This window comes from Fretibacterium fastidiosum (assembly GCF_000210715.1).
GTDB classification, from domain to species: domain Bacteria; phylum Synergistota; class Synergistia; order Synergistales; family Aminobacteriaceae; genus Fretibacterium; species Fretibacterium fastidiosum.
In genome coordinates, this window is the sequence record NC_021038.1 from 1,666,930 (window position 1) to 1,693,617 (window position 26,688).

20 protein-coding genes and 1 pseudogene are annotated in these 26,688 nt (G+C 64.6%); 11 read left to right on the plus strand and 10 right to left on the minus strand.

Annotated features, from left to right (window positions below):
• The 7 genes from SY1_RS07690 to SY1_RS07720 form a co-directional block, all read right to left on the minus strand.
• Positions 1–224, minus strand: a 224-nt coding sequence (locus SY1_RS07690) for a hypothetical protein (RefSeq protein WP_208873323.1), incomplete at its 3' end; no start/stop codon positions are given.
• A 99-nt stretch (positions 225–323) separates the two neighbouring features.
• Positions 324–3,116, minus strand: coding sequence for a bifunctional diguanylate cyclase/phosphodiesterase (locus SY1_RS07695; RefSeq protein ID WP_208873324.1), 2,793 nt, complete (start codon positions 3,114–3,116; stop codon positions 324–326).
• 154 nt (positions 3,117–3,270) lie between these two features.
• Positions 3,271–4,269 (minus strand): type I phosphomannose isomerase catalytic subunit, encoded by a 999-nt coding sequence (locus tag SY1_RS07700; protein ID WP_208873325.1) that lies wholly within the window; start codon positions 4,267–4,269, stop codon positions 3,271–3,273.
• Positions 4,270–4,418: 149 nt separating this feature from the next.
• Entirely contained in the window at positions 4,419–6,428 is a 2,010-nt protein-coding gene (locus SY1_RS07705; RefSeq protein WP_015556686.1) for a TRAP transporter permease, read from the minus strand.
• 119 nt (positions 6,429–6,547) lie between these two features.
• Complete coding sequence (locus tag SY1_RS07710) at positions 6,548–7,519, minus strand: TAXI family TRAP transporter solute-binding subunit (protein ID WP_208873327.1); 972 nt, start codon at positions 7,517–7,519, stop codon at positions 6,548–6,550.
• 212 nt (positions 7,520–7,731) lie between these two features.
• Positions 7,732–8,991, minus strand: coding sequence for a DNA polymerase Y family protein (locus SY1_RS07715; RefSeq protein WP_015556688.1), 1,260 nt, complete (start codon positions 8,989–8,991; stop codon positions 7,732–7,734).
• Positions 8,992–9,032: 41 nt separating this feature from the next.
• The gene (locus SY1_RS07720) at positions 9,033–10,145 is read right to left on the minus strand and encodes a DUF362 domain-containing protein (RefSeq protein WP_015556689.1); all 1,113 of its coding nucleotides are present in this window, start codon (positions 10,143–10,145) and stop codon (positions 9,033–9,035) included.
• A 568-nt stretch (positions 10,146–10,713) separates the two neighbouring features.
• Here SY1_RS07720 and SY1_RS07725 point away from each other — a divergent pair.
• The 3 genes from SY1_RS07725 to SY1_RS07735 all read left to right on the plus strand — a co-directional run bounded on the left by SY1_RS07725 (position 10,714) and on the right by SY1_RS07735 (position 13,690).
• Positions 10,714–12,114, plus strand: coding sequence for an alanine/glycine:cation symporter family protein (locus tag SY1_RS07725; protein WP_015556690.1), 1,401 nt, complete (start codon positions 10,714–10,716; stop codon positions 12,112–12,114).
• A gap of 170 nt (positions 12,115–12,284) precedes the next feature.
• The gene (locus SY1_RS07730; RefSeq protein WP_208873329.1) at positions 12,285–12,872 is read left to right on the plus strand and encodes a LysE family transporter; all 588 of its coding nucleotides are present in this window, start codon (positions 12,285–12,287) and stop codon (positions 12,870–12,872) included.
• A 173-nt stretch (positions 12,873–13,045) separates the two neighbouring features.
• Entirely contained in the window at positions 13,046–13,690 is a 645-nt protein-coding gene (locus tag SY1_RS07735) for a histidine phosphatase family protein (protein ID WP_015556691.1), read from the plus strand.
• 58 nt (positions 13,691–13,748) lie between these two features.
• Here SY1_RS07735 and SY1_RS07740 read toward each other — a convergent pair whose 3' ends face one another.
• Positions 13,749–15,260 carry an IMP dehydrogenase gene (locus SY1_RS07740; RefSeq protein ID WP_015556692.1) on the minus strand — a complete coding sequence of 504 codons (1,512 nt, stop codon included), beginning with the start codon at positions 15,258–15,260 and terminating at the stop codon, positions 13,749–13,751.
• A 284-nt stretch (positions 15,261–15,544) separates the two neighbouring features.
• Here SY1_RS07740 and SY1_RS07745 point away from each other — a divergent pair, with 284 nt between their 5' ends.
• Positions 15,545–16,783 (plus strand): TMEM43 family protein, encoded by a 1,239-nt coding sequence (locus SY1_RS07745; RefSeq protein WP_015556693.1) that lies wholly within the window; start codon positions 15,545–15,547, stop codon positions 16,781–16,783.
• A 113-nt stretch (positions 16,784–16,896) separates the two neighbouring features.
• On the opposite strand, the gene SY1_RS07750 is transcribed toward SY1_RS07745, so the two are convergent.
• Together SY1_RS07750 and SY1_RS07755 are read right to left on the minus strand one after the other, a co-directional pair.
• Positions 16,897–17,772 carry a hypothetical protein gene (locus SY1_RS07750; RefSeq protein ID WP_208873331.1) on the minus strand — a complete coding sequence of 292 codons (876 nt, stop codon included), beginning with the start codon at positions 17,770–17,772 and terminating at the stop codon, positions 16,897–16,899.
• Positions 17,773–19,116 (minus strand): hypothetical protein, encoded by a 1,344-nt coding sequence (locus SY1_RS07755; protein WP_015556694.1) that lies wholly within the window; start codon positions 19,114–19,116, stop codon positions 17,773–17,775.
• Positions 19,117–19,372: 256 nt separating this feature from the next.
• Between SY1_RS07755 and SY1_RS07760 the strand changes: the two genes are divergently transcribed.
• The 7 genes and pseudogenes from SY1_RS07760 to SY1_RS07790 all read left to right on the plus strand — a co-directional run bounded on the left by SY1_RS07760 (position 19,373) and on the right by SY1_RS07790 (position 26,673).
• Positions 19,373–20,296, plus strand: a complete 924-nt coding sequence (locus SY1_RS07760) for an Rpn family recombination-promoting nuclease/putative transposase (protein ID WP_015556695.1) — start codon at positions 19,373–19,375, stop codon at positions 20,294–20,296.
• A gap of 68 nt (positions 20,297–20,364) precedes the next feature.
• Positions 20,365–20,856: a hypothetical protein gene (locus tag SY1_RS07765; protein ID WP_015556696.1), complete on the plus strand. Its 492-nt coding sequence runs from the start codon at positions 20,365–20,367 to the stop codon at positions 20,854–20,856.
• Between the two features lie 77 nt (positions 20,857–20,933).
• Complete coding sequence (locus tag SY1_RS07770) at positions 20,934–21,434, plus strand: hypothetical protein (protein ID WP_015556697.1); 501 nt, start codon at positions 20,934–20,936, stop codon at positions 21,432–21,434.
• A gap of 47 nt (positions 21,435–21,481) precedes the next feature.
• Positions 21,482–22,579 (plus strand): hypothetical protein, encoded by a 1,098-nt coding sequence (locus tag SY1_RS07775; protein ID WP_015556698.1) that lies wholly within the window; start codon positions 21,482–21,484, stop codon positions 22,577–22,579.
• 10 nt (positions 22,580–22,589) lie between these two features.
• Positions 22,590–23,849: a hypothetical protein gene (locus SY1_RS07780; RefSeq protein ID WP_015556699.1), complete on the plus strand. Its 1,260-nt coding sequence runs from the start codon at positions 22,590–22,592 to the stop codon at positions 23,847–23,849.
• A 326-nt stretch (positions 23,850–24,175) separates the two neighbouring features.
• Positions 24,176–26,244, plus strand: a pseudogene (locus SY1_RS07785) (sodium-translocating pyrophosphatase).
• A 180-nt stretch (positions 26,245–26,424) separates the two neighbouring features.
• Complete coding sequence (locus SY1_RS07790; protein WP_015556701.1) at positions 26,425–26,673, plus strand: CHC2 zinc finger domain-containing protein; 249 nt, start codon at positions 26,425–26,427, stop codon at positions 26,671–26,673.
• Positions 26,674–26,688 lie beyond the last annotated feature (15 nt).

The window sequence follows — 26,688 nt, forward strand, 5'->3', positions numbered from 1 at the left end:
GGGTCCTTCTTTCGGATCTGCTGGATCACGGTGGCCGCCTTGGCCAGCCCGCCTCGGAACAGGGTGTCCCGATTGACCTTCTCCACGACGGGAAGGAGCTGACCCAGCAGGTGGTTGATGGTCAGGATCGTCACCCGTCCGTCCTTTGCGCAGGCTCGGGACGCAGGGAAGACGCCGGGGCAAAGGACAGCCAGGCACAGACACAAACACAGAACGCGTTTCATGACGCAGCACCGCCCCTTTAAAAGATTCCGATTCGCTGTAGTCCAAAAGGCGCTAAAGAAGAGGAGGACGTTGGCGAGAAGGCAGCCGTCCTTCGCTCTTTACCCTGCGCTCTTTCCTCCGGCTGCGGCCTCGTCCGTCCGAAGCCGCGCGTACTCCCTCTTGATGAGCACGTCGGCCTCCGACCATGGGAGGGGCTTGGCGAAGAAGTAGCCCTGTGCCTTTCGACACCCGGCCTCTCCCAGCCACACGAGCTGCTCCTCCGTCTCGACGCCCTCCGCGATGGTGTCCATCTCCAGCACGTTGGCCAGGTTGATGATGGCTCGCAGCATCTTGGCGTCCTGCTCGGAGTCGAAGACGCGTCGGACGAAGGACTGGTCCAGCTTGATGCAGTTGAAGGGCAGGGCATGGAGATATTCGAGGGAGGAGTAGCCCGTGCCGAAGTCGTCCAGGAAAATCCTGACGTTCCGCGTCCCCAGCTTTTCCAGGGCCTTTTGCACGCCCGACAGGTTGTCGATGAGGACGCTCTCCGTCACCTCCGTCACGAAGCGGGAGGAGTCGATCTTGGCCCTGTCCAGCATCTGGCAGATCAGGTCCGCGGCGTCAGTTTTCTGCATCAGGTTCGAGGAGCCGTTCGCGGAGAAGTAGTAGGGGGCCGGGGAGTCCGCGATGGCCTTCATGGCGCACTGCATCATGTGCTGGTCGATCTCGCCGATGACGCCGATGCGCTCCGCGTAGGGCACGAAGTGGTAGGGGGTGAGGAAGCCGCGGGTCGGGTGCTGCCAACGCACCAGGGTCTCGAACCCGCTGAGCCGCCGCTCCTTGATGTCGTAGACGGGTTGGAAGTAGGGGATGAACTGCTCCTGCTCGATGCCCTCCTGGATCTCGTAGCGCATCCGCAGGATGTTCGCGGCGAAGGAGGCGTCCACCTCGCCGCCGTCCTCCTTCTCCTTGTAGATCGTGATGAGGCCCAGGCCGGCGCTCTTGGAGGCCTTCAGCGCCGTGGTGGCCTTTTCGATGATGAGGGAGGAGTTCTCGTAGCTCAGCGCGTCGAACAGGACGCCCATGCTGGCGGAGGGATGCACCATCCTCTCGCCCATCTGACAAGGCAGGGAAATGTCATCCCGGATCTTGCCCAGGAGGGCTATCAGCTCCTCCTGGGAGATCATCTTTCCGTCCTCGTCCTTCGTGAAGAGGATGGAGAACTCGTCGCCGCTGGTGCGGAAGAGGGCGCCGCGCTCCTCCAGCGCGTTCTTGATGCGCTCGGCGATGACGGCGAGGAGGATGTCCCCTCCCGTGTTGGTGACCTCGGCGTTGATGCTCTTGAAGTGGTCCATGTTGATGACCACCAGCGTGAGGGGCTCCGGAGCCGGCCGTGTGCCGCTCTTGCCAAAGATGGTATTGTCCGCCTTCAGCAGCCCGTTCAGCGTATCGACGAAGGACTTGCGGTTCGGCAGGCCCGTGTAGGCGTCGTGGTGGTCGTTCCAGTCGATGCGGGCGGCCAGGTTGTGCCGCTCCGTCAGGTCCCGCGCCAGGTAGAGGACCACCCTCTGCGGCCCCAGGGACAGCGTGTTCTTGTGGAGTTCGACGGGGACGGTGGAGCCGTCCTCCCGGCGGAACACCCCCTCGTAGACGAACTGGTCGCTCGTGGGCCCCAGCACCTTGCTCTCCGTTCGGCTCAGGATGTCCTTGACGAAGATCGTGTCCGTCTCACGGGAGAAGTTCATCCGGTTCAAAAGCCTCCGTGCCTCGAGGTTCAGGAACACCACCCGTCCCGAGGCGTCGTTGATGATCAGCGCGTCGGGGATCTGCATGATGACGTGCTCCAGGGTGTCCAGCAGCACGTTGACGGACACCGCGAAGTCGCCGATCTCGTCCTGGCGGGTGGCCGTGAAGCGCAGGTCGAAGTTGACCTCGTGGATGATGCGGGTGAAGACGCCCCGCATGATGTTCAGCCGTCTCAGGATGACCCGGGACAGGAAGTAGACCATCAGGACGGCGAGGCTGATGCCGCTGTAGAAGAGCCACACGTAGGAGTTGTACATGGACCTCTGCCCCTCGGCGTAGATGTCGCGGGGCATGACGAAGGCCAGGGCGTAGGGCGTGTCCGTCCCCAGGATGGGGCGCCCCGGCTGCTGAACGAAGGCCGTGTTATCCTCACGCGTGATGATGACGAGGGCCCGGTCCTCGCTGACGCACGCCGCCGAGTTGGAGCTGGCGACGTCGAAGGAGACGGGAAGGAACTGGCAGGGCGCCCCCAGGGAGGATGAGACGTCCTCCAGGACCCGGTTGAAGTTTCGGCCCGCCACCACCATGCCGCGCGTCGGCCCGTTCCACTCCGTGGTCAGAATCTGAGCGCTCTTGAACAGAAAGATGTCGTCCCCCAGCTTCAGGAGGTCCGGGCCTGGGGAGGCGGGTTCTTCGGGGCCGAAGACGTCCGGCGTCATGGCGTCGATGTTCTGGGCGGCGCGCATCTTCTCCGCCGATCGGTGGAGGGTGTCCAGCATCTCGTCGTCGAGGGGAAGCTCGTTTCCGATGTCGTCCACCCGATAGGCGACGATGGGCTTCAGGTCCGTGTCCAGCACGGCGATGAAGTCGATGTTCAGGGCCCGCAGAATGCTGCCGTTCAGAAGCTCCTCGAAGCGCGTGACGTCCTTCGTCTCCATGAAGGCGTACATGCGGTCCCACGCGCCCCAGTCGGAGATCGAGTTCTGAAGGGCATGAGACTCGTTGTTGACGGCTTTCTGCGCGCCCGACATCTGCAGGGTGAAGAAACGCTGCTCTATGGAGGTAAAGGCCTGCATGGTCCTGTAATTCGTCGTGATGCTCATGAGGAGGATGAAGAGGAGCTGGATACCCATGACCATCGCAAAAAGCCTTTTTTGCAGCCGCATGTCGTTTCCTCCCTCGAAGCTGTGCAACCCCTTGTTGCCGCCACCCCGCGGGTGGCCTGACGCGGTTCTTTTTTAAGATGCCCCTTGTCTCAGCAGGCGGGCCCGTCGAGACGCAGAGCGCCTCTTAAGCGTCCAAAAGATTGATGCTAGACTATTATACATTAATGCCGCCAATTGTGAATGCGAAGTTGTCAGACCCGCCTCCGCCCGTCGACGTGAGGAGGAGTTTGGCGTCTCCCTCGAGGCGGCAGGCGCCCCCCCCGGCCGGGATCAGGAGGCTGGTCCCCCTGCTCATGGCAAGGGAAGCCCCTTCCCCCGACAGCGCCGCTTCCCCCGCCAGGCACAGGAGGGAGAGGAAACGCCTCTGAGCTGGGATCGTGCAGGCGCCCTCGAGTTTCAGGACCCCGCTCCGGAACGCCGGGCAGTTCGCCAGGACGCGAAGCTGCCCGCCCGTGAGGGCCTGCCAGGGGAGGGCGCCCGGAGGCGTGGGGTCGGCGGGGGCCAGGCGCGCGACGTCCAGGGCCCTCTCCACGTGGAGGGGGCGCGGCCTGCCGTCGGCGCCGAGGCGCCCGTAGTCGAAGAGGCGGTAGGTGAGGTTTGAGCTCTGCTGCACTTCCGCCAGCAGGATGCCGCCCCCGATGGCGTGGACGGTCCCCGACGGAATGAAGAGGGCCTCTCCGGGCCGGACCTCGACCCGTCTGAGGACCTCCGGCAGGGTCCCGTCGCGGGCGCGGAGCCCGGCCTCTCTGCGAGACACCCTGTGCCGAAAGCCCAGGTAGACGAAGGCCCCCGGCGTCCGGTCCAGGACGTACCACATCTCGGTCTTGCCCCTCTCTTCCCCGTGGTGCTGCGCGGCGTAGGCGTCGTCCGGGTGGACCTGAATGGAGAGGGGCAGGGCCGCGTCGATGAGCTTCACCATCAGGGGGAGGGGCGCGTCCTGCGGCGCGAGCTGCGGAAGGCGCCGCAGGGCCGAGGACAGGGTCATCCCGGCGCAGGGGCCGTTCAATATCCTGCCGTCCCCGTCCGGGTGTGCCGAGAGGGACCAGCTCTCGGCCACGCGGGGCATCCCGCCCCCCAGCCCCCACTCGTCCCTCAGCCGCGTCCCCCCCCAAAGGTAATCCTTGCACACGGGCTCCAGCGCAAAGGGACCCATCGCCGACACTCCTTCCACCGTTCCATGCTCCCGGCGCATCGGGCTTTCGCCTCTTCAGCCCGGCGCGTTCCGGTACAATTCAGGCGAGGCCTCCGGGGCCTCGCCTGAATTGTACCACTCTCTACGCCGCCGGACGGCGTGGGGCAAGACTAGGCTGCGGCACGCCCCCGGCTTCGGCTCCACTGGATCGCGCACACGGCGCTCAGGACCGCCAGGCCGACGGCGTCCGACGTCGTGCCGGGGACCATCATGGAGAGCCCCCCTGCGGCCATGAGGACCCGGAAGGCCGGGTTGAGCGGGCGGAACAGGTAGCCGTTCAGGGCCGCGGCCACGCCGAAGATGCCGAGGAGCGCGGTGACGCAGATGACGGCCACCTCGGCGAAGGTCAGGGCGTGGTTGAGGAACGCCCCCGCGCCCGCGATCTGGAGGAGGGGATGGAGGTCCTCGAAGAGCATGGAGGGGCTGAAGGCGAAGATGTAGGGCACGATGAAGGCCGCGATGGCCAGCTTGGTGGCGTTGACGGCCGTCCTCATGGGGGGCGCCTTGGCGATGGCCGAGCCCGCGTAGGCCGCCAGCGCGACGGGGGGCGTGATGTCCGCGACGATGCCGAAGTAGAAGACGAAGAAGTGGGCGCATATCTTGGGGATGCCGATCTCAGGGGACATCAGGATGGGGGCGCAGGTGGCCGCCATGATGCAGTAGTTGGCCGTGGTGGGAACGCCCATGCCCAGGATGATGCAGCAGACCATGGTGAGGACCAGCGCGATGAAGGTGTGCCCGCCCGATATGCTGACCACCATGGTGATGAGCCGGGAGGCCAGGCCCGTGGAGGTGATGCAGCCCGCCACGAGGCCCGCCATGGCGCAGGCCACGGCCACGGTGATGGTGCCCTTGCCGCCCGCTTCGAGGGCGTCCAGAAACTTCGTCGGGGTCAGCCGATCGTCCGGGTTGACGATCCCCACCAGGATGGCGATGCCGATGGCCACCGTCGCGGAGAACTGCATGGTCTTCAGGTTGAGGGACACCATGACCACCAGGACGACGAGGGGCAGGAGCAGGTACACCTTGGGCAGCAGGGACAGGAGCCGCGGCAGCTCCTCCCGCGGGATGCCCTTCAGGCCCAGCTTCCTGGCCTCGAGGTGTACGGCGATGTAGATGCCTGCGAAGTACAGCGCCGCGGGCAGGATGGCCTTCAGCGCCACCTGCGCGTAGGGGATGCCCATGTACTCGGCCATCAGGAACGCCGCCGCGCCCATGATGGGGGGCATGATCTGCCCGCCCGTGGACGCGGCGGCCTCCACGGCGCCCGCGAACTCCGACCTGTAGCCCGTCCGCTTCATCATGGGGATGGTGACGGAGCCCGTCGTGACCGTGTTGCCCACGGAGGAGCCGGACACCATGCCGCAGAGCGCGGAGGAGATGACGGCCACCTTCGCCGGTCCTCCGGCGGAGGCCCCCGCCACGGCGTTGGCCAGGTCGATGAAGAACGCGGAGATGCCCGTGCGCTCCAGGAAGGCCCCGAAGAGGATGAACACGACGATGTACTGCGCGCAGACCACGATCGGCGTGCTGCGCAGGCCGTCGCCCGTGGAGTAGTAGAGGTCGTAGAGCACCTTGCCGAAGCGGACGGTGCTGAAGGCGTAGGCCATGAGGCCTCCCACCACGCACAGGATGGGGATGCCCACGCAGCGGCGGCAGAGCTCCATGGTGGAGAGGACGGCCAGGACGGCCATGGTCGTGTAGAACGGGTAGTCCGGGTTCCGGGGGTTGGTGACGCGCAGCGCCATCTCGATGATGCTCTTGGCGTTCCACGCGAAGTAGAAGAGCGGGACGATGCCCGCCAGCAGGATGAGCGCGTCGTACCACGGAAAGTGATTGACCCGCGAGAGCCCCTTCTTGATGGGGTAGTTCAGGTAGCCGATGGTGAGGATGAGCCCCAGAAAGACGTTCAGCCGTATCTCCGGCATGGCCGTGCTGTAGAGAGTCACCCAGACGCAGTAGAGCGAGAACGCCGCGGTCAGCAGGCGGACGGCCTGCTTCGGCGCGCCCTCCCAGATGCGGACGTTGGACTCCCTGTCGTACTTCTTCATCACCGCCTCGACATCCTGTATCGTGCCGACGTCGGCCTGCGGTGCGCTGTCCCTTCTATCGGAGTCCATAAGAGACGATCCCCCTTCTAAAATGGATGTGGCAATGGATCGGGCCGGGCCCATAAAAGCGGCTGTGGCGCGTACCGTCAGCCACAGCCGCTGCAGTTTTCAGGTTGCGGTCCGGAAGGCTACTTGCCCTGGACCGTGATCCCCTTCTCCGCAAAGTACTTCACCGCGCCGGGGTGGTAGGGCACGGCGCCGTAGGACGCGGCGAAATCGAGGTTCAACTCCGCGCCCTTCGCGTGGGCGGCCTTGATGGCGTCCAGGTTCTCGAACACGCCGTACAGGAAGTTGTAGACGTCCGCCTCGGACACGTCGTCGCGGGCGATGACCACGGCTCCCACGGCCACGGTGGCGATGTCGCCGTCCGTGTTGTAGACGTCCTTCTTGATGACGTTCCTGCTGTAGTAGGGGGAGGCCTTCAGGAGCGCCTCGACGTGCTCCTCGTCAAGGCTGACGAGGCTGACCTTCTTCGTGGCCGCCAGGGAGGTGACGGCCGTCGTGGGGGCGCCGGCCACGATGAACGCGGCGTCGATCTTGCCGTCCTGCAGCGCGTCGACGCTGTCCCCGAAGGACTGGTACGTCGGCTTGATGTCCTTTTCGACGTCGAGGCCGTAAGCGGTCAGCACGTCCACGGCGTTGAAGAACACGCCGCTGCCCGCCGCGCCGACGGAGACGTTCTTCCCCTTCAGGTCGGCCACGGTCTTGATGTCCGGGTTCAGCGTGACGATCTGCACCTGCTCCATGTAGAGGTTCGCGACGGTGGAGAAGCCCTCGACCTTGCCCTGCTTCTCGAAGAGGCGCGTGCCGTTGTAGGCGTAGGCGCCGACGTCCGTCTGCACGAAGCCCAGCTGGGCGTCCCCCGCGTCCATGGCCTCGACGTTGGCCTGGGAGCCGCCGGACGTGATGGCCGTGACCGTGGTGCTGGTGGTCTCGCCCACCTTGCCCGCCAGGACGCCGCCGAAGCCGTAGTACGTCCCCTGGGCGCCTCCCGTGGTGAAGGTCAGCGTCCCGCCTCCCGGCATACCGCCCTTCTCCGCGGCGACCGCTGCGCCGGCGGAGAGCAACGCCAGGACCATTACCAAAGCCAGCTTCCTCATCTCTCATCCCTCCATAAAATGAATGTCGCTCTTGTCCCTTCGTCCGACTCTGCCGGGTGAGGGACGCCGATCCGCCGCTGCCCGAAGCGCAGGGCGGAAACGCTGTTTTCAACCTTCCGCAAAAATTATAGAACATTTTAATCATTTTGGCGAGGCGGTGTCAAGCCGCCCCCTCCGCCGCGCTGAGGAGGTGCTGAAGGATCGACGTGGCGTCAGGGACGGCGTTCCCGCCGGTTCTCCAGCTGTGCCCGATACTTGCGCCCCACGTCCGCGCCGCCGCCGCGCCGGATGATGTCGAAGCCCAGGTCCCGGCGCAACGCGTCCACGGCCTTATCCATGCGGCGCGCCCTCTCCCTGCGCTCGTCGCTGAAGAGCGAGAGCTGCAGGGCGTCCTCGCTCGTCAGGTGGGTCAGCGCGATCCCCAGGAGCCTCAGGGGCGTCCGTCCGTTCCACGCCTCCGCCAGGAGGCGGCGGGCGGTCTCGCAGACCTCGTCCGTCACGTCCGTGGGTTCGCTCAGGCGCGTCTGGTGCGAGCGGTCGCGGAAGTCGCTGGAACGCAACGTCACGGAGACGCCGCCCGCCCGCTTCGCGTCGGCCCTCATGCGGGCGGTGACGGAGTCGGCCAGGTCCAGGAGCACGAGACGCGCCGCGCTCATCTCCGTCAGGTCCTCCCGAAAGGTCGTGGAGATGCTGTATCCCTTCGCCTCCGCGGGGTCCGCCAGCACCGGCGAATCGTCCTCGCCGTTCGCATAGCGGTGGAGGCGGCGCCCCATGCCCGCGCCGACGACGGCCTGAAGGCGCTTCGGGTCCGCGCGGGCCAGATCGCCGATCGTGCGGATCCCCGCGCCCGTGAGGCGCGCGGCCGTGGCCTGTCCCACGGAGAAGAGCTCTCCCACGGAGAGGGGCCACAGCTGGTCCTCCAGGTCGCCGGGCCACAGCGCGTGGACGCGGTCCGGCTTCTCGAAGTCGCTGGCCGCCTTGGCGAGGAACTTGTTGGAGCTGACGCCGACGTTCACCGTGAAGCCCAGCTCGTCCCGTATCCGGTCCTTCAGGGCGTAGGCCGCGTCCAGCGGGTCCGGGTACAGAAGGCCCGTGCCCGTCATGTCGAGGAAGCACTCGTCGATGGAGAACCTCTCGACGGCGGGGGAGAACTGGTGACAGACGTCCATGAGGGCGCAGGAGCACCGGTCGTAAAGCCTGAAGTCCGGCGGGGCCAGGACGAGCCCTGGGCACTTGCGCAGCGCCATGGCGACGGGCTCCCCCGTCCGGACGCCGAACCTCTTCGCGGGGATGGACTTCGCCAGGACGACGCAGGTCCGGTCCTCCGGGGCTCCCCCCACGGCGGAGGGGACGAGGCGCAGGTCGGCTCCTCCCTCCCGGACGCGGCGGGCCGCCTCCCAGGACAGAAAGGCGCTGTTGACGTCCACGTGGAAGATCAGGCGCTCCCGCGACGCCCCCCTCGCATGGTTCATGGTTTCGGAAAGTCCCTTCACGGCCGGAGCCGATTTAGACTTTAGATCTGTATCAGCTCGTAGTTCATCGTGCCGATGCCGATCTTTTCGCCGTGCTCCAGGGCGGATATCCAGTGCGTGTCGGGCGACACGTCGGTGAAGTGGTCGTGGTGGGCGTGGCCGTTTTTGGCCAGCAGGCTCCCCTCGACGGCGGGCTGGCGGTTCACCGCGTCGGCGCAGGCGCGGTCCAGCGCCACGGGGTCGAGGGAGGCGAACAGGCCTACGTCCGGCACGATGGGGATGTCGTTCTCCGCGTGGCAGTCGCAGAAGGGGGACACGTCGACGACCAGGCTGATGTGGAAGTGGGGCCGTCCCTGGATGACGGCCTTGGTGTACTCCGCCATCTTGCAGTTGGTGATGTCGAAGGCCTCGTCGTAGTCCGGGGCGACGGCGTCCACGGGGCAGGCTCCGATGCAGCGGCCGCAGCCCACGCACCGGTCGTGGTCGATGGTGGCGCCCCTGCCCGGCGTCACGTGGGGCGCGTCGTGGGCGCAGATGCGCACGCACCGGCCGCAGCAGATGCACTTCTCCTGCTCCACGTGGGGCTTGCCCGCGCTGTGCATCTCCATCTTGCCGGCGCGGGAGCCGCAGCCCATGCCCAGGTTCTTCAGCGCTCCGCCGAAGCCCGTCAGCTCGTGCCCCTTGAAGTGGGAGAGGGAGATGATGACGTCCGCGTCCATGATGGCCGAGCCTATCTTGGCCTCCTTGACGTAGGTGCAGCCCTCGAGGGGGACCAGCCGCTCGTCCAGCCCCCGCAGGCCGTCCGCGATGATGGTGTGGACGCCTGTGGCGAAGGGGTTGTAGCCGTTGGCGTAGGCGCTGTCCAGGTGGTCCAGCGCGTTTCGGCGTCCTCCGACGTAGAGCGTGTTGCAGTCCGTCACGAAGGGCCGACCGCCCAGCTGAACGACGTAGTCGCAGACGACGCGGGCGTAGTTCGGCCGCAGAAAGGCCAGGTTCCCCGGCTCGCCGAAGTGCACCTTCACCGCGGCGAACCTGCCGCCCTTGAAGGGCAGGGCCTCGAACCCTGTGGCCCTCATCAGGCGCTTCAGCTTCTGAAGCAGGTTCTCGTCGGGCGTCGTGTGCATGTCCGTGAAGAATACCTTTGACGCGTTCATGATGTTTTCCCCCCAAAGAATCGGTCGCCCGATGCCGCGGCGGACCTTTCGGCGCGCTGACGCGCCGTGTTCTGAAAGAAGACGCCGACCCGCGCCGCAGGGCATGGTGTCCGGCGGACGCTCGTCGTCGCTTCCTGAAATATTGAGTGGAGTTCCGCCCGGCCTGAGCGTCGGCGCGCGGCCCGTTGAGCCTGCCACTCGCCTTCGCCGGGGACGAATCAACCGAAAGTCTCGTCTCTTGCTCTTGAGGTTGATTATATACCCGAACGCCGAAACCGGAAACGTCTCAAGGCGGAGGCGGCGATGTTTTTGGAAGATTCGTGCTTGAACGGGGAGGAATGTGATATGATAGATACACGAACACGGACGTGAACGTTCAAGGCGAGGACGCGCCCTCTGGCCGGGCGCTTCGCCATTTTTATTTGGGGAAGAGGCCGAACCCATGAGAGGAGGGGGGCATTTTTCGGCCTTCGATGTGGCTAAATATTCAAAAACAGCGGTCAATTTTGAAAAAGGAGATGGAATCATGAACCCGATTTCTGCCGACGTCACTGCTAGCATGTCTGTGATGGACGCCATCATGAAGGTGAACGACGTGGTCAACCGGTTCGTCTGGGGTGCCCCCGTGCTGATCCTCCTGGTGGGTACGGGCATCTACCTCACCGTCCTGCTGGGGCTTCCGCAGATCCGCTACTTCGTGGCGGCCATGAAGGAGGTGTTCACGTCCGCGCGGGGCGCCAACGAGGCCGACAAGTCGATCTCCTCCTTCGCCGCGATGGCGACGGCCATGGCCGCGACGGTGGGCACGGGCAACATCGCCGGCGTGTCGACGGCCCTGCACCTCGGTGGCCCCGGCGCGCTCGTCTGGATGCTGATCTCCGCCTTCTTCGGCATGTGCACCAAGTTCGCCGAGGTCACCCTGGCCGTCCACTTCCGGCAGAAGGACGCCCACGGCGACTGGCGCGGGGGCACCATGTACATCCTGGAGCACGGCGCGGGGCAGAAGTGGCTGGCGGTGATCTTCGCCATCTTCGCCTTCCTGGCCTCCTTCGGCATCGGCGCGGCCACGCAGTCCAACTCCGCGGCGGAGGGCCTGTCGATGGGCTTCGGCGTCAACCACCTGTACAGCGGCATCGCGATCGCCGCGCTGGTGGGGCTGGTCATCGTCGGTGGGCTGAAGAGCCTCTCCATGGTCACGACGTACCTGGTTCCCATCATGGCCGTCTTCTACATCATCACGTCGATCGTCGTCCTGGTGATGAACGCCGCCCACATCCCGGAGGCCATCGCCACCGTCTTCAAGCTGGCGTTCGAGAACCCCGGCGAGACGGTGCCCGGAGCGCTGGCCGGCTGGTGCGTCAAGGAGGCCGTCCAGAAGGGGATCGCGCGGGGCGTCTTCTCCAACGAGGCGGGCATGGGCTCCGCCCCCATGGTCCACGCCACGGCGAACGTGGAACACCCCGTTCAGCAGGGCTTCTACGGGATCTTCGAGGTCTTCGTGGACACGATCGTGATCTGCACCATGACCTCCCTGGTCATCATGACGACCGGTACGCTGACGGGGCATCCGGAGCTCACGGGCTCCCAGCTGACGCTGCAGGCCTTCGAGAACGCTCTGGGCATGGGGGTGGGCCGCTACGTCCTGTCGGTCGCCCTCCTGCTCTTCGCCTTCACCACGATCCTGGGCTGGTACTGGTACGCGGAGACGGCCGTCACCTACCTGTTTGGCGTCTGGTTCAAGCCCGTCATGAAGGTGCTGTGGATCGCCATGATCCTGCTGGGCGCGTCCGGCGCGCAGCTGTTCGGCTCCGCGGGCAACGTCTTCCTGAACCAGATCTGGGACATCTCGGACACCCTGAACGGGCTCATGGCGCTGCCCAACCTCGTGGGGCTGCTCATCCTCTCCCTCACGCTGCGCCGGGTCGTGAAGGACTACGACGCGAAGAAGAAACGGGGCGAAGTGAAGTAGAACGGCCCTCTGAGGCTTTTTATTAAGACATTGAGAATTACGCTATGATATCCTGAAACGGCATGAGCGAAGGACGCGGAGTCCGCGCCCTTCGCTCGGCTGTGGGCAGTTCGTGCCTGAACCTCACGGGATCGTGCAGCCCCTCAAGACGCCGCGAAGGAGTGTGCAGAATGCCTTTGTCGCTTGTTCCGTCTTTCCTTTTTTACTGTTTCATCACGGGCATCACGCCGGGGCCGGCCAACCTCTGTTCGCTGGCCGCCGCGCTGAAGTATGGACGGGAGTGCGCCCTGCGACAGTGGCGCGGGCTCCTCACGGGCTTCTTCCTGGACGCCATGGGGGCGGTGTTCGTGACGTTTTTCCTCGGTGAGGTCCTGCATCGATACGTCAAGGTCCTGTCCTACGTCGGCGCAGCGTACATCCTGTGGCTGGCGTTCCAGATGTTGAGGAACGACGACGACTCGCGTGGGGAGTTCAGGGAGTCCTGCACCTTCACGACGGGGCTTCTCATCCAGCTCACCAACGTGAAGGTCATCGTCTTCTGCGTCACCGCGCTCTCCGCTTACGTGCTGCCGCACACGCGCTCGTTCAAGGCGCTCCTCGCCGTTGGGCTCTTCCTTCCCTTCACCGGCCCGGTCTGCAATCTGGCGTGGATATTCGCCGGCGTCGCGCTGCGCCGCATCTTCGCCGACCACAGGCTCGCGGTCAACATCGCGATGGCCGGACTGCTGGCGCTCTGCGCGGTGGGCCTGGCGCTGTGAAGGGGGGGCGTTCACGGGTGACACGGCCCCCCTTGTCCTCGTTGTGCCGAGCCCCTGCGTTGTTTATGATTTTGTGCGTCGGGACGACGGCGCTCCCCTGGAGGGGGCGTTGGGGGACAGACGCCGGACGCCGGACGGAAAAATGGAGAGACGGGGGAAGGGTGACGGAAGCGATGAGGCTTTTCATCGTGCGGCATGGTGAGACGGCGTGGAACCGGGAGGGACGGTTTCAGGGGCAGCTCGACGTCCCCCTGAACGAGGCGGGGATGCTTCAGGCGGACCGGGTGGCGGAGCGCTTCCGGGGCTACCCCCTGGCCGCCGTCCTCGCCAGTCCGCTGTCCCGCGCCCGCGTGACGGGGGAGCGGATCTTCGACGCGGCGGACTGCGACGCCTTCGTCGTCGATGACGGCTTTCAGGAGATCAACCACGGCGCGTGGGAGGGCGTGACGACGGACGAGGTGGCTCGAAGGGACGGGGAGCTTTTGAGGCTCTGGCGCACCGATCCGCAGCGGGTCACGATGCCGGGGCCGGGAGGGGAGTCGCTGGCCGACGTCGGGCGCCGTGCCGTGGAGGCGCTGGAGCGCGTCGCGTTGGGGAAGTACGAGGGCGACGTGTTGCTGGCGACGCACGACGCCGTGGGGAAGGTGCTGATTTGCCACTATATCGGCCTGCCGCTCACGAGCTATTGGCGGATCCGAATCCCCAACTGCGGCGTGTCCTGTCTGGATTTTAACGGCGACGGCCCGCAGCTGAGCCTCCTGGGGGACGTCAGCCACCTGGGCTGCGGGTTCGAGAGCTTCCTGTCCAGGAGCCTCTAGGGGCGGGGGGACGGGGCTTCGCGGCCGGACGCCGCGGAGCCCCGCGCTCCTTCAGGGACTACTTCGCCCTCTTGACGGCTTCCTTGAGGATGACGTCGTGGGCGCCGCCCTCCACCAGCGTCACCGGCGACACCAGCGTCAGCTTCGCCTTGCGCCGCATCTCCGCCATGGAGAGGGCGCCGCAGTTGCAGAACGTGGAGCGGATCTTGCTGAGCGTCTCCGTCACGTTCTCGCGCAGCGTGCCCGCGTAGGGCACGTAGGAGTCCACGCCCTCCTCGAAGGACAGCTTTATGGACGCCGAGTCCCCGGAGTCGTAGCGCTGCCAGTTGCGCGCGCGGGACGAGCCCTCGCCCCAGTACTCCTTGACGTAGTTGCCGTTCACCATCACGCGGTTCGTGGGGCTCTCGTCGAAGCGGGCGAAGTAGCGCCCCAGCATACAGAAGTCCGCGCCCATGGCCAGCGCCAGCGTGATGTGGTAGTCCAGCACGATCCCGCCGTCGGAGCAGATGGGCACGTAGACCCCCGTCTCCTCGAAGTACCGGTCCCTGGCGCGGGCCACCTCGATGACGGCCGTGGCCTGACCGCGCCCGATGCCCTTGGCCTCCCGCGTGATGCAGATGGACCCGCCGCCGATGCCCACCTTCACGAAGTCCGCTCCGGCCTCGGCCAGGAAGCGAAAGCCCTCCTCGTCCACCACGTTGCCGCCGCCCACCTTGACGGCGTCCCCGTACCGGCCTCGAATCCAGGCCAGCGTCCGGCGCTGCCACTCCGTGAAGCCCTCGGAGGAGTCGATGCACAGCACATCCGCCCCGGCGTCCACCAGGGCCGGCACGCGATCCTCGTAGTCCCGCGTGTTGATGCCCGCCCCCACGGCGTAGCGCTTCTGGGCGTCCAGGAGCTCGAGAGGGTTCTCCTTGTGCATGTCGTAGTCCTTGCGGAACACGAAGGCCACCATGTTGCCCTCGTTGTCCACCACGGGCAGGGCGTTCAGCTTGTGTTCCCACAGGATGTCGTTCGCCTCGCTGAGCGTCAGGCCGTCCCGCGCAAAGACGATCTTGTCGATGGGCGTCATGAAGTCGCGCACGGGGGCGGAGGCGTCCATGCGGCTGACGCGGTAGTCGCGGCTGGTGACGATGCCCAGGAGCCTGCCCGTCAGGCTGCCGTCGTGGGTCACCGCCACGGTGGTGTGCCCCGTCCGGTCCTTCAGCGCCAGGATGTCGGCCAGCGTCTCGTCCGGCCCGATGGAGGAATCGTTCGCCACGAAGCCGGCCTTGTAGCGCTTGACACGCCGCACCATCTCCGCCTCGCTCTCGATGGGCTGTGAGCAGAAGATGAAGGACAGCCCCCCCTCCCGGGCCAGCGCGACGGCCATGCGGTCGTCGGAGACCGACTGCATCACCGCGGAGGTCAGGGGAACGTTCAGCGAAACGGGCGGTTCCTCCCCCCTGCGGAAGCGGCACAGGGGCGTCCTCAGGGACACGTTCGAGGGGATGCACTCCGCAGAGGAGTAGGAGGGGACCAGAAGGTACTCGGAAAAGGTGTGCGACGGCTCCTCATAAAAAAATGCCATTCTCAGCTCTCCTTATATATTCGGATTGTATATAAAAATATCGCCCCCAGGGGGGCGGCGTTCTCAGAGGTTCCCGGCGTCGTGTGGGGGGGCGGGAACGTATCTGCACATTCTAACATTCCGGCCGGAAATTTCAAAAGGCGCGGGCGCATGCGGATTAAAAAAACCATCCCAAAGACCGCCCCTTTGCGCCGGTCCGGACGCTTTCGCCCCGCATTTTTCTGTGCTATATTTCAAGGGGCTGTCCTGGAAGCCAAATAAACGGTTAAGGAGGACTTTGCGGCATGGCGTACACGGAGACGAAGAACACGAGCTGGGGCGAGCGCCTCGGCGGGGCGTTTAAGGGGGTTGTGGTGGGGCTTGTCCTGATCTTCTTGGGGTCGTGGCTGCTCTGGTGGAACGAGGGGCGCACCTACAAGCAGGCCGGGGCGATCGGCGAGGCCATGGTGCAGACGCAGGACGTGGCGGACATCGGCACGGCGGACCCGGCGCTGGAGGGCAGGGTTGTCCACGCCATGGGCAGGGCGGACACGACGGACGTGTTGACGGACCCGGCGTTTGGCGTGTCGACGACGGCCATCGCCCTCTCGCGCGAGGTGGAGTACTATCAGTGGGAGGAGCACTCGAAGAGTGAGACGCGCAAGAAGCTGGGGGGCGGCGAGGAGACCGTCACCACCTACACCTACAGCCGGGAGTGGGTCGCGAGCCCCATTGACTCCTCGGCCTTCCACGACCCTCTGTACAGCACGGAGCAGCCCCTCAGCAGGAACGACATGGGCCCCAACGACACGCTGGCCGACTTCGAGGACGAGGAAGTCTACGCGCAGAACGTCTCCTTCGGAGCCTACAAGCTGCCGCCCTTCCTCGTGCACAGGATCGGCGGGGCCGTGGCCATGACGCTCTCGCCGGAGAGCGTGGACCTGCAGGCCATCGCGGGAGCCATCCACGTATCGGACCTCTACGCGAGGCGTTATCTCGAAACTCCCGTCTCCGCGGACGCCCTGGTCCACGTGGCGGGCAGCACGGTCTACATCGGGCAGAACCCCGGCACGCCCAGGATCGGCGACGTGCGCGTCACGTTCCGGCGCACGCCCCCCGCGGACGTCTCCATCATCGCGAAGGTGATGTCCGACACCTTTGAGGAGTACGTCTCCTCGAACGGCTACACCTTCAGCCGTCTGGCCATGGGGAAGGTCAGCATGGAGAAGATGTTTGAGGACGCCAAGAGCGAGAACAACACCATGGCCTGGATCCTTCGCGTCCTTGGAATCTTCATCGTCATCGTGGGCCTGCGCACCGTGCTGAGCCCCCTGGCCGTCCTGGTGGGGGTCCTTCCCATCCTGGAGAGCCTCGTGGGCGCCGGGATCGGCCTGGTGTCCCTTCTGCTGGGGCTCGCCTGGTCCTTCGTCGTCATCGCCGTGGCGTGGGTGCGCTTCCGCCCGCTCCTGTCCGGCTCCCTCCTGGTGGCTGCCGCCGTCTTCCTCGTCCTGACCTTTGTCCGCGGGCGCAGGCGGGCCGCGTAGAGCGCAGATGAGCGGGGGCCGTCCGTGAGGACGGCCCCCTTTCTTTTGCCGGCCTGCCGCCTCTTACGGCAGTGTGACGGGAAAGCCCGCGACTAAAGTCGCGGGCCATGGGATTACGGGGCCAAAACGCCCGCCATGACGCAGGCCTTCTCCAAAACTGCAAAGCCCTCGTCCGTCCTCCCCCCGCGGAAAAGGATCCTGCCCGCGCGGGCCATCTCCCCCGGACTCATTTTCGCCTCGAGCGTCTTCAGCAGCTCCTGCGCCAGCAGCACGGCGTCTTCGTTCTTTTTCACCCTGAGGAAACATTCGGCCGCATCGAGGTAGGCCCCGACGTTGGCCCACTCCAGATAGTGTATTTTGTGAAAGACGCTCAGGGCCCCTTCGTAGTCTCCGGATTTCATCAGTTCCGACCCTCTCTGGTAGAGCCGCTCACAATAACTGACCGTGAGGCGCTTCTCCGGCAGCTCCTCCGTCAGGAGCCTGCCCGCCATCGGTTCCGCGACCCAGAGCAGCGTATACGCCGTCCTTCCGAACACCGCCGACCGGGATTGCACGCCACCCTTCAGGGCCTCTTGGTAGTAGCTTCCCAAAGCGTAGTCGGCGGCATCCTCGTCCTCGAATTTTTTCCGATCCAGCCGCCCCTCGGTCATGCGCCGGGCCAGAAGCGTCAGCGCCTTGAGGGCCGAGCGGTTCTGAGCCTCCGCATCGAGGGAAACCTGGAGCTCCGGATCGTCGTCCTGCGGAACGGGCACAAGGCCAAACACGTAAACGGCCTGAGGCCCGGAGACAACCCACCCCTGGGATTTCTCGGGGGACATCGTGGCCAGCCTGTCCCCCAACTCGTTCTTCACCGCGTCCGAGATCGTCAGGGAGCGGAGCCATGCCAAAGCCTCCCCTTCCCTGCCCACAGCGGCCTCGGCCCCCGAAGCGCCCCAAAGCGCCAGGATCAGGGCCCAAAGGAACAAAGCGCCGCGTGAACCCCTCATCATCTAAAGCTCCTGTTTCACCGTTCCGGAGACGCCCTGTTCCAACTTATCCGAGCTCTCGGGCTGGGGCGCCTGCTTCGGCTGGACGGGCTGGACGATCTGAGCGTTCTCCATGTCACGGGCACCCGCGGCAGCGGCATCGGTCAAAGACGGCGCGTAGACGGCAATGCCCCAGGCGAAAGCCTCGTCCTTGTCCGTCCAGGTGCGGCGCTGTACCCCCGGAGGCAGGAGGCCCTGTCGGGCGCTCTCGATCGTCTGCTGGAACGTCTGTCTGCTGCGGAATTCCTTTTTGCGTCCCTCCGCGTTGGCCACGTCCACCTGGGAGACGACGCCGGTTGTGGGGTCCCTCTGCGCGATCGTCTCGAAATCCCTGACCGCCGTCTGCGTGCTCTCGTCAAGAGCGCTCGCCGCGGAGACCTTCTCCCCCGTTATGATGCCGCAGAGCGCGTCGGAGGCCCGCAGCTCCGCCGTCCTCTCCGCCGAAAGGGTCAGGTCCTTCTGAAGGGCAGGGTCCTTGTCTTTACGAACGACGGCGCTGCCGAACCCCACAAAGGCAACCTCGCCCGTGGTGGGAACGTCGATGATACGGCCGCCGACAGGGGGCACCAGGTTGTTCTGGATCTCCGAGAGCATCGTGTTGAGCCCCTCGTTGAGGGTCGCCGCAATCAGGGTGTCGGAGTCGGGCCGCGCGTACTGCCCGCGCGTCCTCGGCGTGCTGACCAGCGTCACGTAGACGATCCCCTTGTCGATGTCATCGTGGACCTCGTAGGTCACGTAACCCTTCAGGACGCCGTACACGACGGCCTTCTGGTGTTCGTTCAGGTCCCTGGTCTGGTTGCGCAGGGCCTTGCTGTCCGTGTCCAGGGTCTCCGTCTTCCTGTCGAAGGTCGTGACCCCCTTGACCGCCATCTCCCCGAGCAGCGAGGCCATCTGGCTCTTGGCCTGCATATACGCCTCGACGTAGGCGTTGCGCTGGGCGATGCGTTCCGCCGTGATGTTATCCATATTCTTTCTGTAGGTGCCGATGCCCGTGGCGACGAATCCATAGCCGCCGGAGGGAACGGCGATCATGGTGCACCCCTGCTTGCGCTCGGCGACGACGGCGTTGATGGCGTCCTGCACCGTCGCCGCGGAGGTGACGGGTTGCTCCAGAACGGCGTCGGCCTCCGTTTTGACGGCATCCGGCTGCCGGACGGCGCTCAGCTCGCCGCGCTGTTCCTCCGGCGCCTGCACGATCGGCAGAAAATCGTCGGCGGACAGCGTCGCCGCAGCCTCCCCCGGCGACGGCAGCCCCGCCAGCCCCACGCAAAACAACCCCGCGGACAAAATCCACTTGCTTCCCTTCATCATCAACCACTCCTTTGTTCTGATTTGTTCTGATGCTCACAATAAACGGCGCTGGGACGGCCCCTGCCATCCACGCGAATACTTTACCCCGAAAACGCCTCCAGCACAAATGCGTTTGATGAGAATACGGATCAGACGCATTTGCCGGCGTTCCCGCCGTAAGATAGAATGCCCGCAGGACAGGGTAATTTGGACCCGAGAGCAACGGAAGGTACGTTATAATAAAGCCATCTGAAACCCACGGGGAGCGGAGACCATGAAGGACAATGCGTCGGCGAAAGAAAAACACGGCCTCAACAGGCTGAACGACAGGCTGTTCAAGTACATTTTCGCCTCGAGGCAGCACAAGGCGAACCTGATACGCTTCCTGAACGACGTCCTGGACGACTCCGACAGGGTTATCGCCGACATCGAGTACCTCGACAGGGAAGCGGACCCGCCCATCCTTCGGGGAAGGGGAACGCGCTTCGACGTAAGGGCGAAGACGTCCGACGGACGCCTTTTCCAGGTCGAGGTCCAGATTCGGGACGAAGACGATTTCCTCAAACGCTGCCTCTTCTACACCTGCGCGAATTACACCTCGCAGATCGTCGTCGGCGAGCCCTACGGGAAGCTGGGAGAGGTCGTATTCATCGCCGTGCTGGACTTCAATGCGTTTCCCGACAAGCCGGACGCCTACCACTCCGTTCAGCGTATGCTGGACGTGGAGAACCATAAGTGCTACTGCAACGGAGTTGAGATGCACTTTCTCGAGCTCCCGAAGATGAGGAAGTTTGGGAGGGGAAAATCCCCCGATAGGATGACAGGACTGGAGAGGATGTTGATGTACATGGGGACGGTGGGAGAGACCGAGGCTTTGAACGAGATCGCGGCGTACGACTCCGACATCAGGAGAATTCTGAAAATGGAGGAGGCGTTCGTAAAGACGCCCGAGCTGTGGGTAAATTATCTGATACGGGAGAGGGAGCAGTCCGATTGGGAGAACTATGTGAGAAGCCGGGAGGCCAGGGGTGAGGCCAAGGGTGAGGCCAGGGGTGAGGCCAGGGGCGAGGCGAAGGGCAGGGCCGAAACCGCCCAAAACCTGATTCGGATGGGGTTGGACCTCGATAAGATCGCCCAGGCGACCGGGCTGCCCGTGGACGAGGTCGAGGCGTTGAAAGCGGAAATCATCGAGGATTGAACGGTTCTGGGGCCTTAAGTACCCCGCCGTGCAAAACAGGGCACAATATCCTTAGGGAGGTTTGAGCAATGAAGGCGACGATGAAGATGGTGTGCAAGACGATTTGCCTGGCGATGGCAGCGCTGCTCCTGACCGCGACGGCGGCGATGGCGTCCCCTCTGGTCGGCGGCGGGGACAAGGGAGGGGACGAGGCCATGGAGCGCGAGCTGGATGGGGGTATCCATGTAACCTTTTTGGGCGCGTTCCGTAGAGATAACCGTATTTTCTTTGATTTCATCGTAGAGCCCCAGCAGGACTCAATTCTTGAGGTTTCTCAAGGTTTGATTTTTGACAATAAGGGCAACAAATTTAAAAGATCGTACGACGACTCTCCATACATAGGAAATGAGAACACCTACAAACGAGAGATCATCGGAGATGTCAAGACACGTGTTAGATTTCGGTATTCTGTGGACGCCAGCTACGGGAATCCCTTCCTCACCCGCATGACATTCGAATTCAACGGCAAGGAACTGGTGTTCCGCAACGTGCAGGTCCAGGACGAGCCGAAGAAAGAATAGAAAGCACCTTGCTTTTGACGCGGCAATCCGGTAAGGAACACAAACCTTTTTCACAAATCACAGGGAGGCTTTTGGAAATGAAAAGGACGATGAGGACGGCGTGCAAGACGATTTGCCTGGCGATGGCGGCGCTGCTCCTGACCGCGGCGGCCGCGATGGCATCCCCTCTGGTCGGCGGCGGGGACAAGGGCGGGGACGAGGCCATGGAGCGCGAGCTGGAGGGGGGTATCCATGTAACCTTTTTGGGCGCGTTCCGTGGTGCCAATGACGACAACAAAAATTATATTTTCTTCAGGTTCATCGTAGAACCTCAGCAGGACACGACGCTTAAGGTCGATGGAAATTCATTTTTTGACGATAACGGCAATGAGTTTAACTGGAACTACGATGCATACATAGGGAACGCGAGCACCAGAGAACGGGAGATTATCGGCGGAATCAAGACGCCTGTCGTATTCCTATATCATATGGACGCCAGCTACGGGAACCCCTTCCTCGCCCGCATGACCTTTTACTTCAACGGCAATGAACTGGTGTTCCGCAACGTGCAGGTCCAGGACAAGTCGAAGAAGGAGTAGCCTGTAGAGCGGGTCCGATGGAGGCTGGCCCTGAAAGGTGACGACTAATGAAGAAGACGATTTTTTCCTGTGCGCTCACACTGGCGCTGGCGTGGAGCGCCGCGGCGGCGGAAGGGCTCTTCGAGACGGTGGTGCGCGCCTCCGGCGCGACGAAGGAGGCGGCCGTGGCCAACGCCCTCGACGAGGCCATCCGCAAGAACCTGGGGACGCTTTTGTCCGGCGCCGAGGAGCTTGCGGGGGATCGCCTGAAGGAGCGGCTGGTGCAGTTCTCCCGAGGCACGGCGACGCGGTACGAGGTTCTGGAGTCCGGTCAGGACGAGAACGGCGTCGTCCTGATCGTAAAGGTGACGGTGGACCCGCAGGCGGTGCGCGAGGCCGCCCGCACGATCCGAAAGGGCGGAACCTCCGGGGGCCTCGCCCGCAGGAGCACGCCCCTGCTGGACGCAGGGCAGGACGGCCTGCACACCTTCTTCCAATCCCTGGATCTGGCGCGTTTTCTGGATGTCCGCATCGAGGATCGCACGCTCGACGTCCGCAAGGGTCTTCTGACGGCCGGCGTCGCCCTTTCCCTGAACGAGGCGCGCTTCGAGCGGGATTTCTCCGAGCCTCTGGCCCGCCTCATGGACAGAGTCGCGAACTCCGCCGGGTTGGCCTCGGAGCTCGCTGAGGAGTACAAGACCCCTTCGGAGCGAAGCGCCGCGGTGTTCTACCTGTTGGGGCCCAATCTATCGTTTCGCGCCTGGACGCTGCCCGCCGCTTTCCTGGACGCCGCGAGGCGGGGGGCACGGCTGAACGACTTCGGCAGGGCGACGCTGCGCACGCACCGTCGCGCGTGGCTGCACTTTTCCCTGCGCGACGCCTCGGGATCGGAACTGGAGCGGCTCCCCGTTCCCCTGAACCTCTCCAACGTGCTCCTCTTCTCCGACCGGCGGAGCGAGACGGGAAACCCGTGGTTCTTCGCCGGAATCGAGGAGCGGAAGGACAGGAATCAGCTCTCGCTGATCGCGGCCCCCCTTTTCGGGGCGGCCTCGGGCAGGGGATATGCCTTCTTCCGAGAACACCGCCAGCCCTTCGAGTTCCGGCTGCCTCAGTCCCAGCTGACGCGCGTCTCCGATATCACGGTCTCCCTGGAGCTGGAAAGGTAGGGCGGGAGTTATGACACGAAAAATCCTGTTGGCTTGGTTTTTCTCCGCACTCTGCGCGCTGGCGCTCTCCTGCGCCGCCGCCTTCGCCGCGCTCGCCGCGCGGGAGGCGGACGCGTTCATCGTCGCGGACGCGGAGGGGACGGGGACTTCGGAGGAGCAGGCCCTGGCCGACGCGCGCCGGCGCGCCGTCCAGCAGGCCATCGGCTTTCTCTCCCAGGGGCTGACCCGAACGCAGGACGGGCAAACGGAGGAGAACATCGTCCGTCTCAGCCGGGCGTTCATCGAAAAATACGAGGTCACGGCCAAAAGGGAGGAGAAGGGGCGCCATACCGTGTCCATCCGGGCCTGGATAAGAAAGGAAAACCTGCTCGCCGGACTGCTTCAGAAGGACCCCAGCCGCTCGGTGCTGGACGGCGTGAGCCTGGTGACGCGCGCCGCGACACGGGAGCAGCAGGTTCAGGAGGCCGGAGATATTCTGGTCGACGTGTTCCGCTCGATGCCGTTGTCGAATTTTATCCGCTGTTCCACGGAGGGGACCTCGTTCCAGTCCGGCTCCGAAAAGCTGAAGCTCGGCATCCACTTTACGTTCGACCGCGAACTGTTTTTTTCTCAAGCCGTGCCGCAGCTGGTCTCCGTTCTCGACTACGTCTCCGAGTCCAGCGCCAAAGACGTCCCCTTCCTGTTTCCCCTGTCGGGCGGGGACCCCGTCTCGATCACGCCCCCGGTCTCCGTGGACTCCCTCCCCCGCTATCGGGAGCTCATGGACCTGCGGGACGGAAACTTCTACATCGATCTTCCCGATGGCGGGGGATTCGCCAACATCTATGTGCTGACCCGAAACTATTATTTCAACGCCTACCGCGTCGCCCCGGAAGCGTTCTCCCGATTGGCGGAGAGCCTGTTCCGCCCCGACCGGCAGGGAATGCTGGACGGACGCTCCCTTGGCAGGACCGATTTGAAAATGGAGTTTAAAGGCGGCGGAGGAGCGGTTCTGTTCACCCACACGGAGCCCCTGCAGCTGCACAACGTCCTGTTTTTCATGGATATCGCCGCATTGAAAAAGACCCCCTGGTCAGTCAGAAAACACGGCCCAGTGGACGAACGGCGACATGCCCTGTTCGTTCTCCCCGCTTTCGGAACGCTCCAGGGCGGCGATTATCTCCTGATCCAGGCCGACGAGGCGGAGCTGGAGCTCCCCGTTCCGACCGACGTCCTGAAGGCCGTCCAGAAGGTGGATTCCTCGATCGTCTCCGGATCGCAGGCCCCCTGATGCGGAGCGGAACGGTCCCATTCGGATAGAGCCCGCACACATTTTCCGGCCCCGCGGGGAGTCCGCGGGGCCGTCGGTTTACGACAGTGCGGCGGGAAAGGCCATAGTACGCCCCGCCTTTTGGGCGCCTGGGCACGGAATTGTTCGTGGGAGTATGTCAATCGATTTTTTCCCTCGATTTCCCTCTGAATACGCTATAATCTTCTACAGTAGGAAGTTTTGGACGCCGCGAAGGGACCGACGCACCGGGAGGAAGGGGCGCCGTCCTTCGTGTTGGCGTCCGGAATCGTCCAAAAAATCAAGGTGGGAGGTTTTTCGCTGTGTGGCTGGTTCTTGTGTTTATCACTCTGGTCTTTGGTCTCCTTGGCGGCGCTTACGCCTGGACGGTCTTTCAAAAGCTCTCGGAGAGCTCCATCAAAAACGACAGGATTTCAGAGCTCTCGGGCATCATTCACGGGGGAGCGATGGCGTTCCTCAAGAAGGAGTACTCCTGGCTGGCTCCCTTCGTAGGGGTCGTCGCGGTGCTCCTGGGGATTCTCCTCGGTGTGGGGCAGGCCTTTGCCTTCGTCTTGGGGGCCCTCTGCAGCGCGGGGGCGGGCTACATCGGAATGCACGTGGCCACTCAGGCCAACGGGCGCACCGCCTATGCCGCGTCGGACAACTCGAAGGACAACGCGGCGGGCGGCGCCCTCGAGGTCGCCTTTTCGGGTGGCAGCATCGTGGGCATGGTGGTCGTGGGCCTGGGCCTGATCGGACTGGCCGCTGCCTACCTCTTCCTGAACGACGTGAACGTCCTGACGGCCTTCGGCATGGGGGCCAGCAGCATCGCCCTCTTCGCCCGCGTGGGCGGCGGCATCTACACCAAGGCGGCCGACGTGGGCGCCGACCTGGTGGGCAAGGTGGAGGCCGGCATCCCTGAGGACGACCCCCGCAACCCGGCCGTCATCGCGGACAACGTGGGCGACAACGTGGGCGACATCGCCGGCATGGGCGCGGACCTCTTCGAGTCCTACGTCAACGCCATCATCGCCGCCATGGCCATCGGCTTCGCGTTTTCCTTCACGAAGGACGGCGACACGCTGGGCCTGTGGGGCGTGGGCTTCCCGCTGATCCTTTCCTCCTGGGGCGTCCTGTCCTCCATCGTAGGCTGCATGATGATCTCACGCAAGGCGCCCTTCTCCGACATCGTCGTGAGCTTCATCCGGCTGCTCCCCGGCATGGAGCGGGTCATGGACCGGATCGATCAGGGCGATGCCGCCTTTGCCCTGCGCACCGGAACCTTCGCGGCGGGCATCCTGATGATCCTGGGGACGCTCATCTTCAGCCTCCTCTTCTTCTTCACGAACTCCATCAGCGTGTTCCTCTCCGTCACCTCCGGCATCCTGGCGGGCATCCTGATCGGCTACGTCACCGAGATCTACACCTCGGGGGACTACCGCTTCGTCCGCGGCGTCGCCGCCTCCTCCGAGACGGGGGCCGCCACGGTGATCCTCTCCGGCCTCTCCCTGGGCATGATCTCCACGGGCATCCCCGTCCTCCTGATCTGCGCCTCCACGCTGCTCAGCTACTGGCTGGCCGGCATGTTCGGCGTGGCCGTCGCGGCCGTGGGGATGCTCTCCATCACGGGGATCTCCCTCAGCGTGGACGCCTACGGCCCCATCTCCGACAACGCGGGCGGCATCGCCGAGATGAGCGACCTGCCCGAAGAGGTCCGCGAGATCACGGACCACCTGGACGCCATCGGCAACACCACCGCCGCCATGGGCAAGGGCCTCGCCATCGGCTCCGCGGCCCTCACCGCGCTGGCCCTGTTCGTTGCCTACTCCCAGGCCGCGGGCATCAGCAAGATCGACATCATGGACCCGAAGGTCATCGTGGGCATGTTCCTGGCGGTATGCTGCCCTTCATCTTCTGCGCCCTGTCCATCGAGGCCGTCAGCAAGGCGGCTCAGGCGATGATCGAGGAGGTGCGCCGTCAGTTCCGCGAGATCACCGGCATCATGGAGGGGACGGGCAAGCCGGAGTACGAAAACTGCGTGGCCATCTCCACCCACGCGGCCCTCACCCAGATGATCCTCCCCGGCTGCATCGCCATCGTCTCGCCCATCCTGGTGGGCTGGCTGCTGGGCAAGGAGGCGCTGGGCGGCCTGCTGGGCGGCGCCATCGTCACGGGCGTCATGATGGCCATCTTCATGTCCAACGCGGGCGGCGCCTGGGACAACGCCAAGAAGTACATCGAGGAGGGCAACTTCGGCGGCAAGGGCTCCAGGAACCACGCCGCGGCCGTCGTGGGCGACACGGTGGGCGACCCCTTCAAGGACACGGCCGGCCCCAGCCTGAACATCCTGATCAAGCTGATGACCGTGGTGTCCCTGGTGCTGGCCCCGCTGTTCTAAATTCCGCTTTCCGCTCACAAAAGCCGCCTCGTCCACGAACTTGATTTTGGAGATGGAATAAACCGGACGGCCGGCGGGATATCGACTGAAGTTCGGGGGGGCGTCCGCCCTCCCGAATTTTTCTGTCTCGAACGCCTCAACCCCCCGCTCTCGAGCCGCTCGCGAAAGGAGCCTTCCGCTATGGCAAACGACGACGTGCAGCTCGTCAAGGAAAAACTGGACATCGTGGACATCGTTGGGGACCGGGTGCGGCTGCGCCGCGCCGGGCGGGACTTCGTGGGCCTGTGCCCCTTCCACAACGAGAAGACGCCGTCCTTCCACGTGTCCCAGGAGCGGCAGAACTACCACTGCTTTGGCTGCGGTAAGGGGGGCGACGTCTTCACCTTCGTCATGGAGACGGAGGGGCTGGACTTCCCGCGCGTGCCTTGAGCTTCTGGCGGCGCG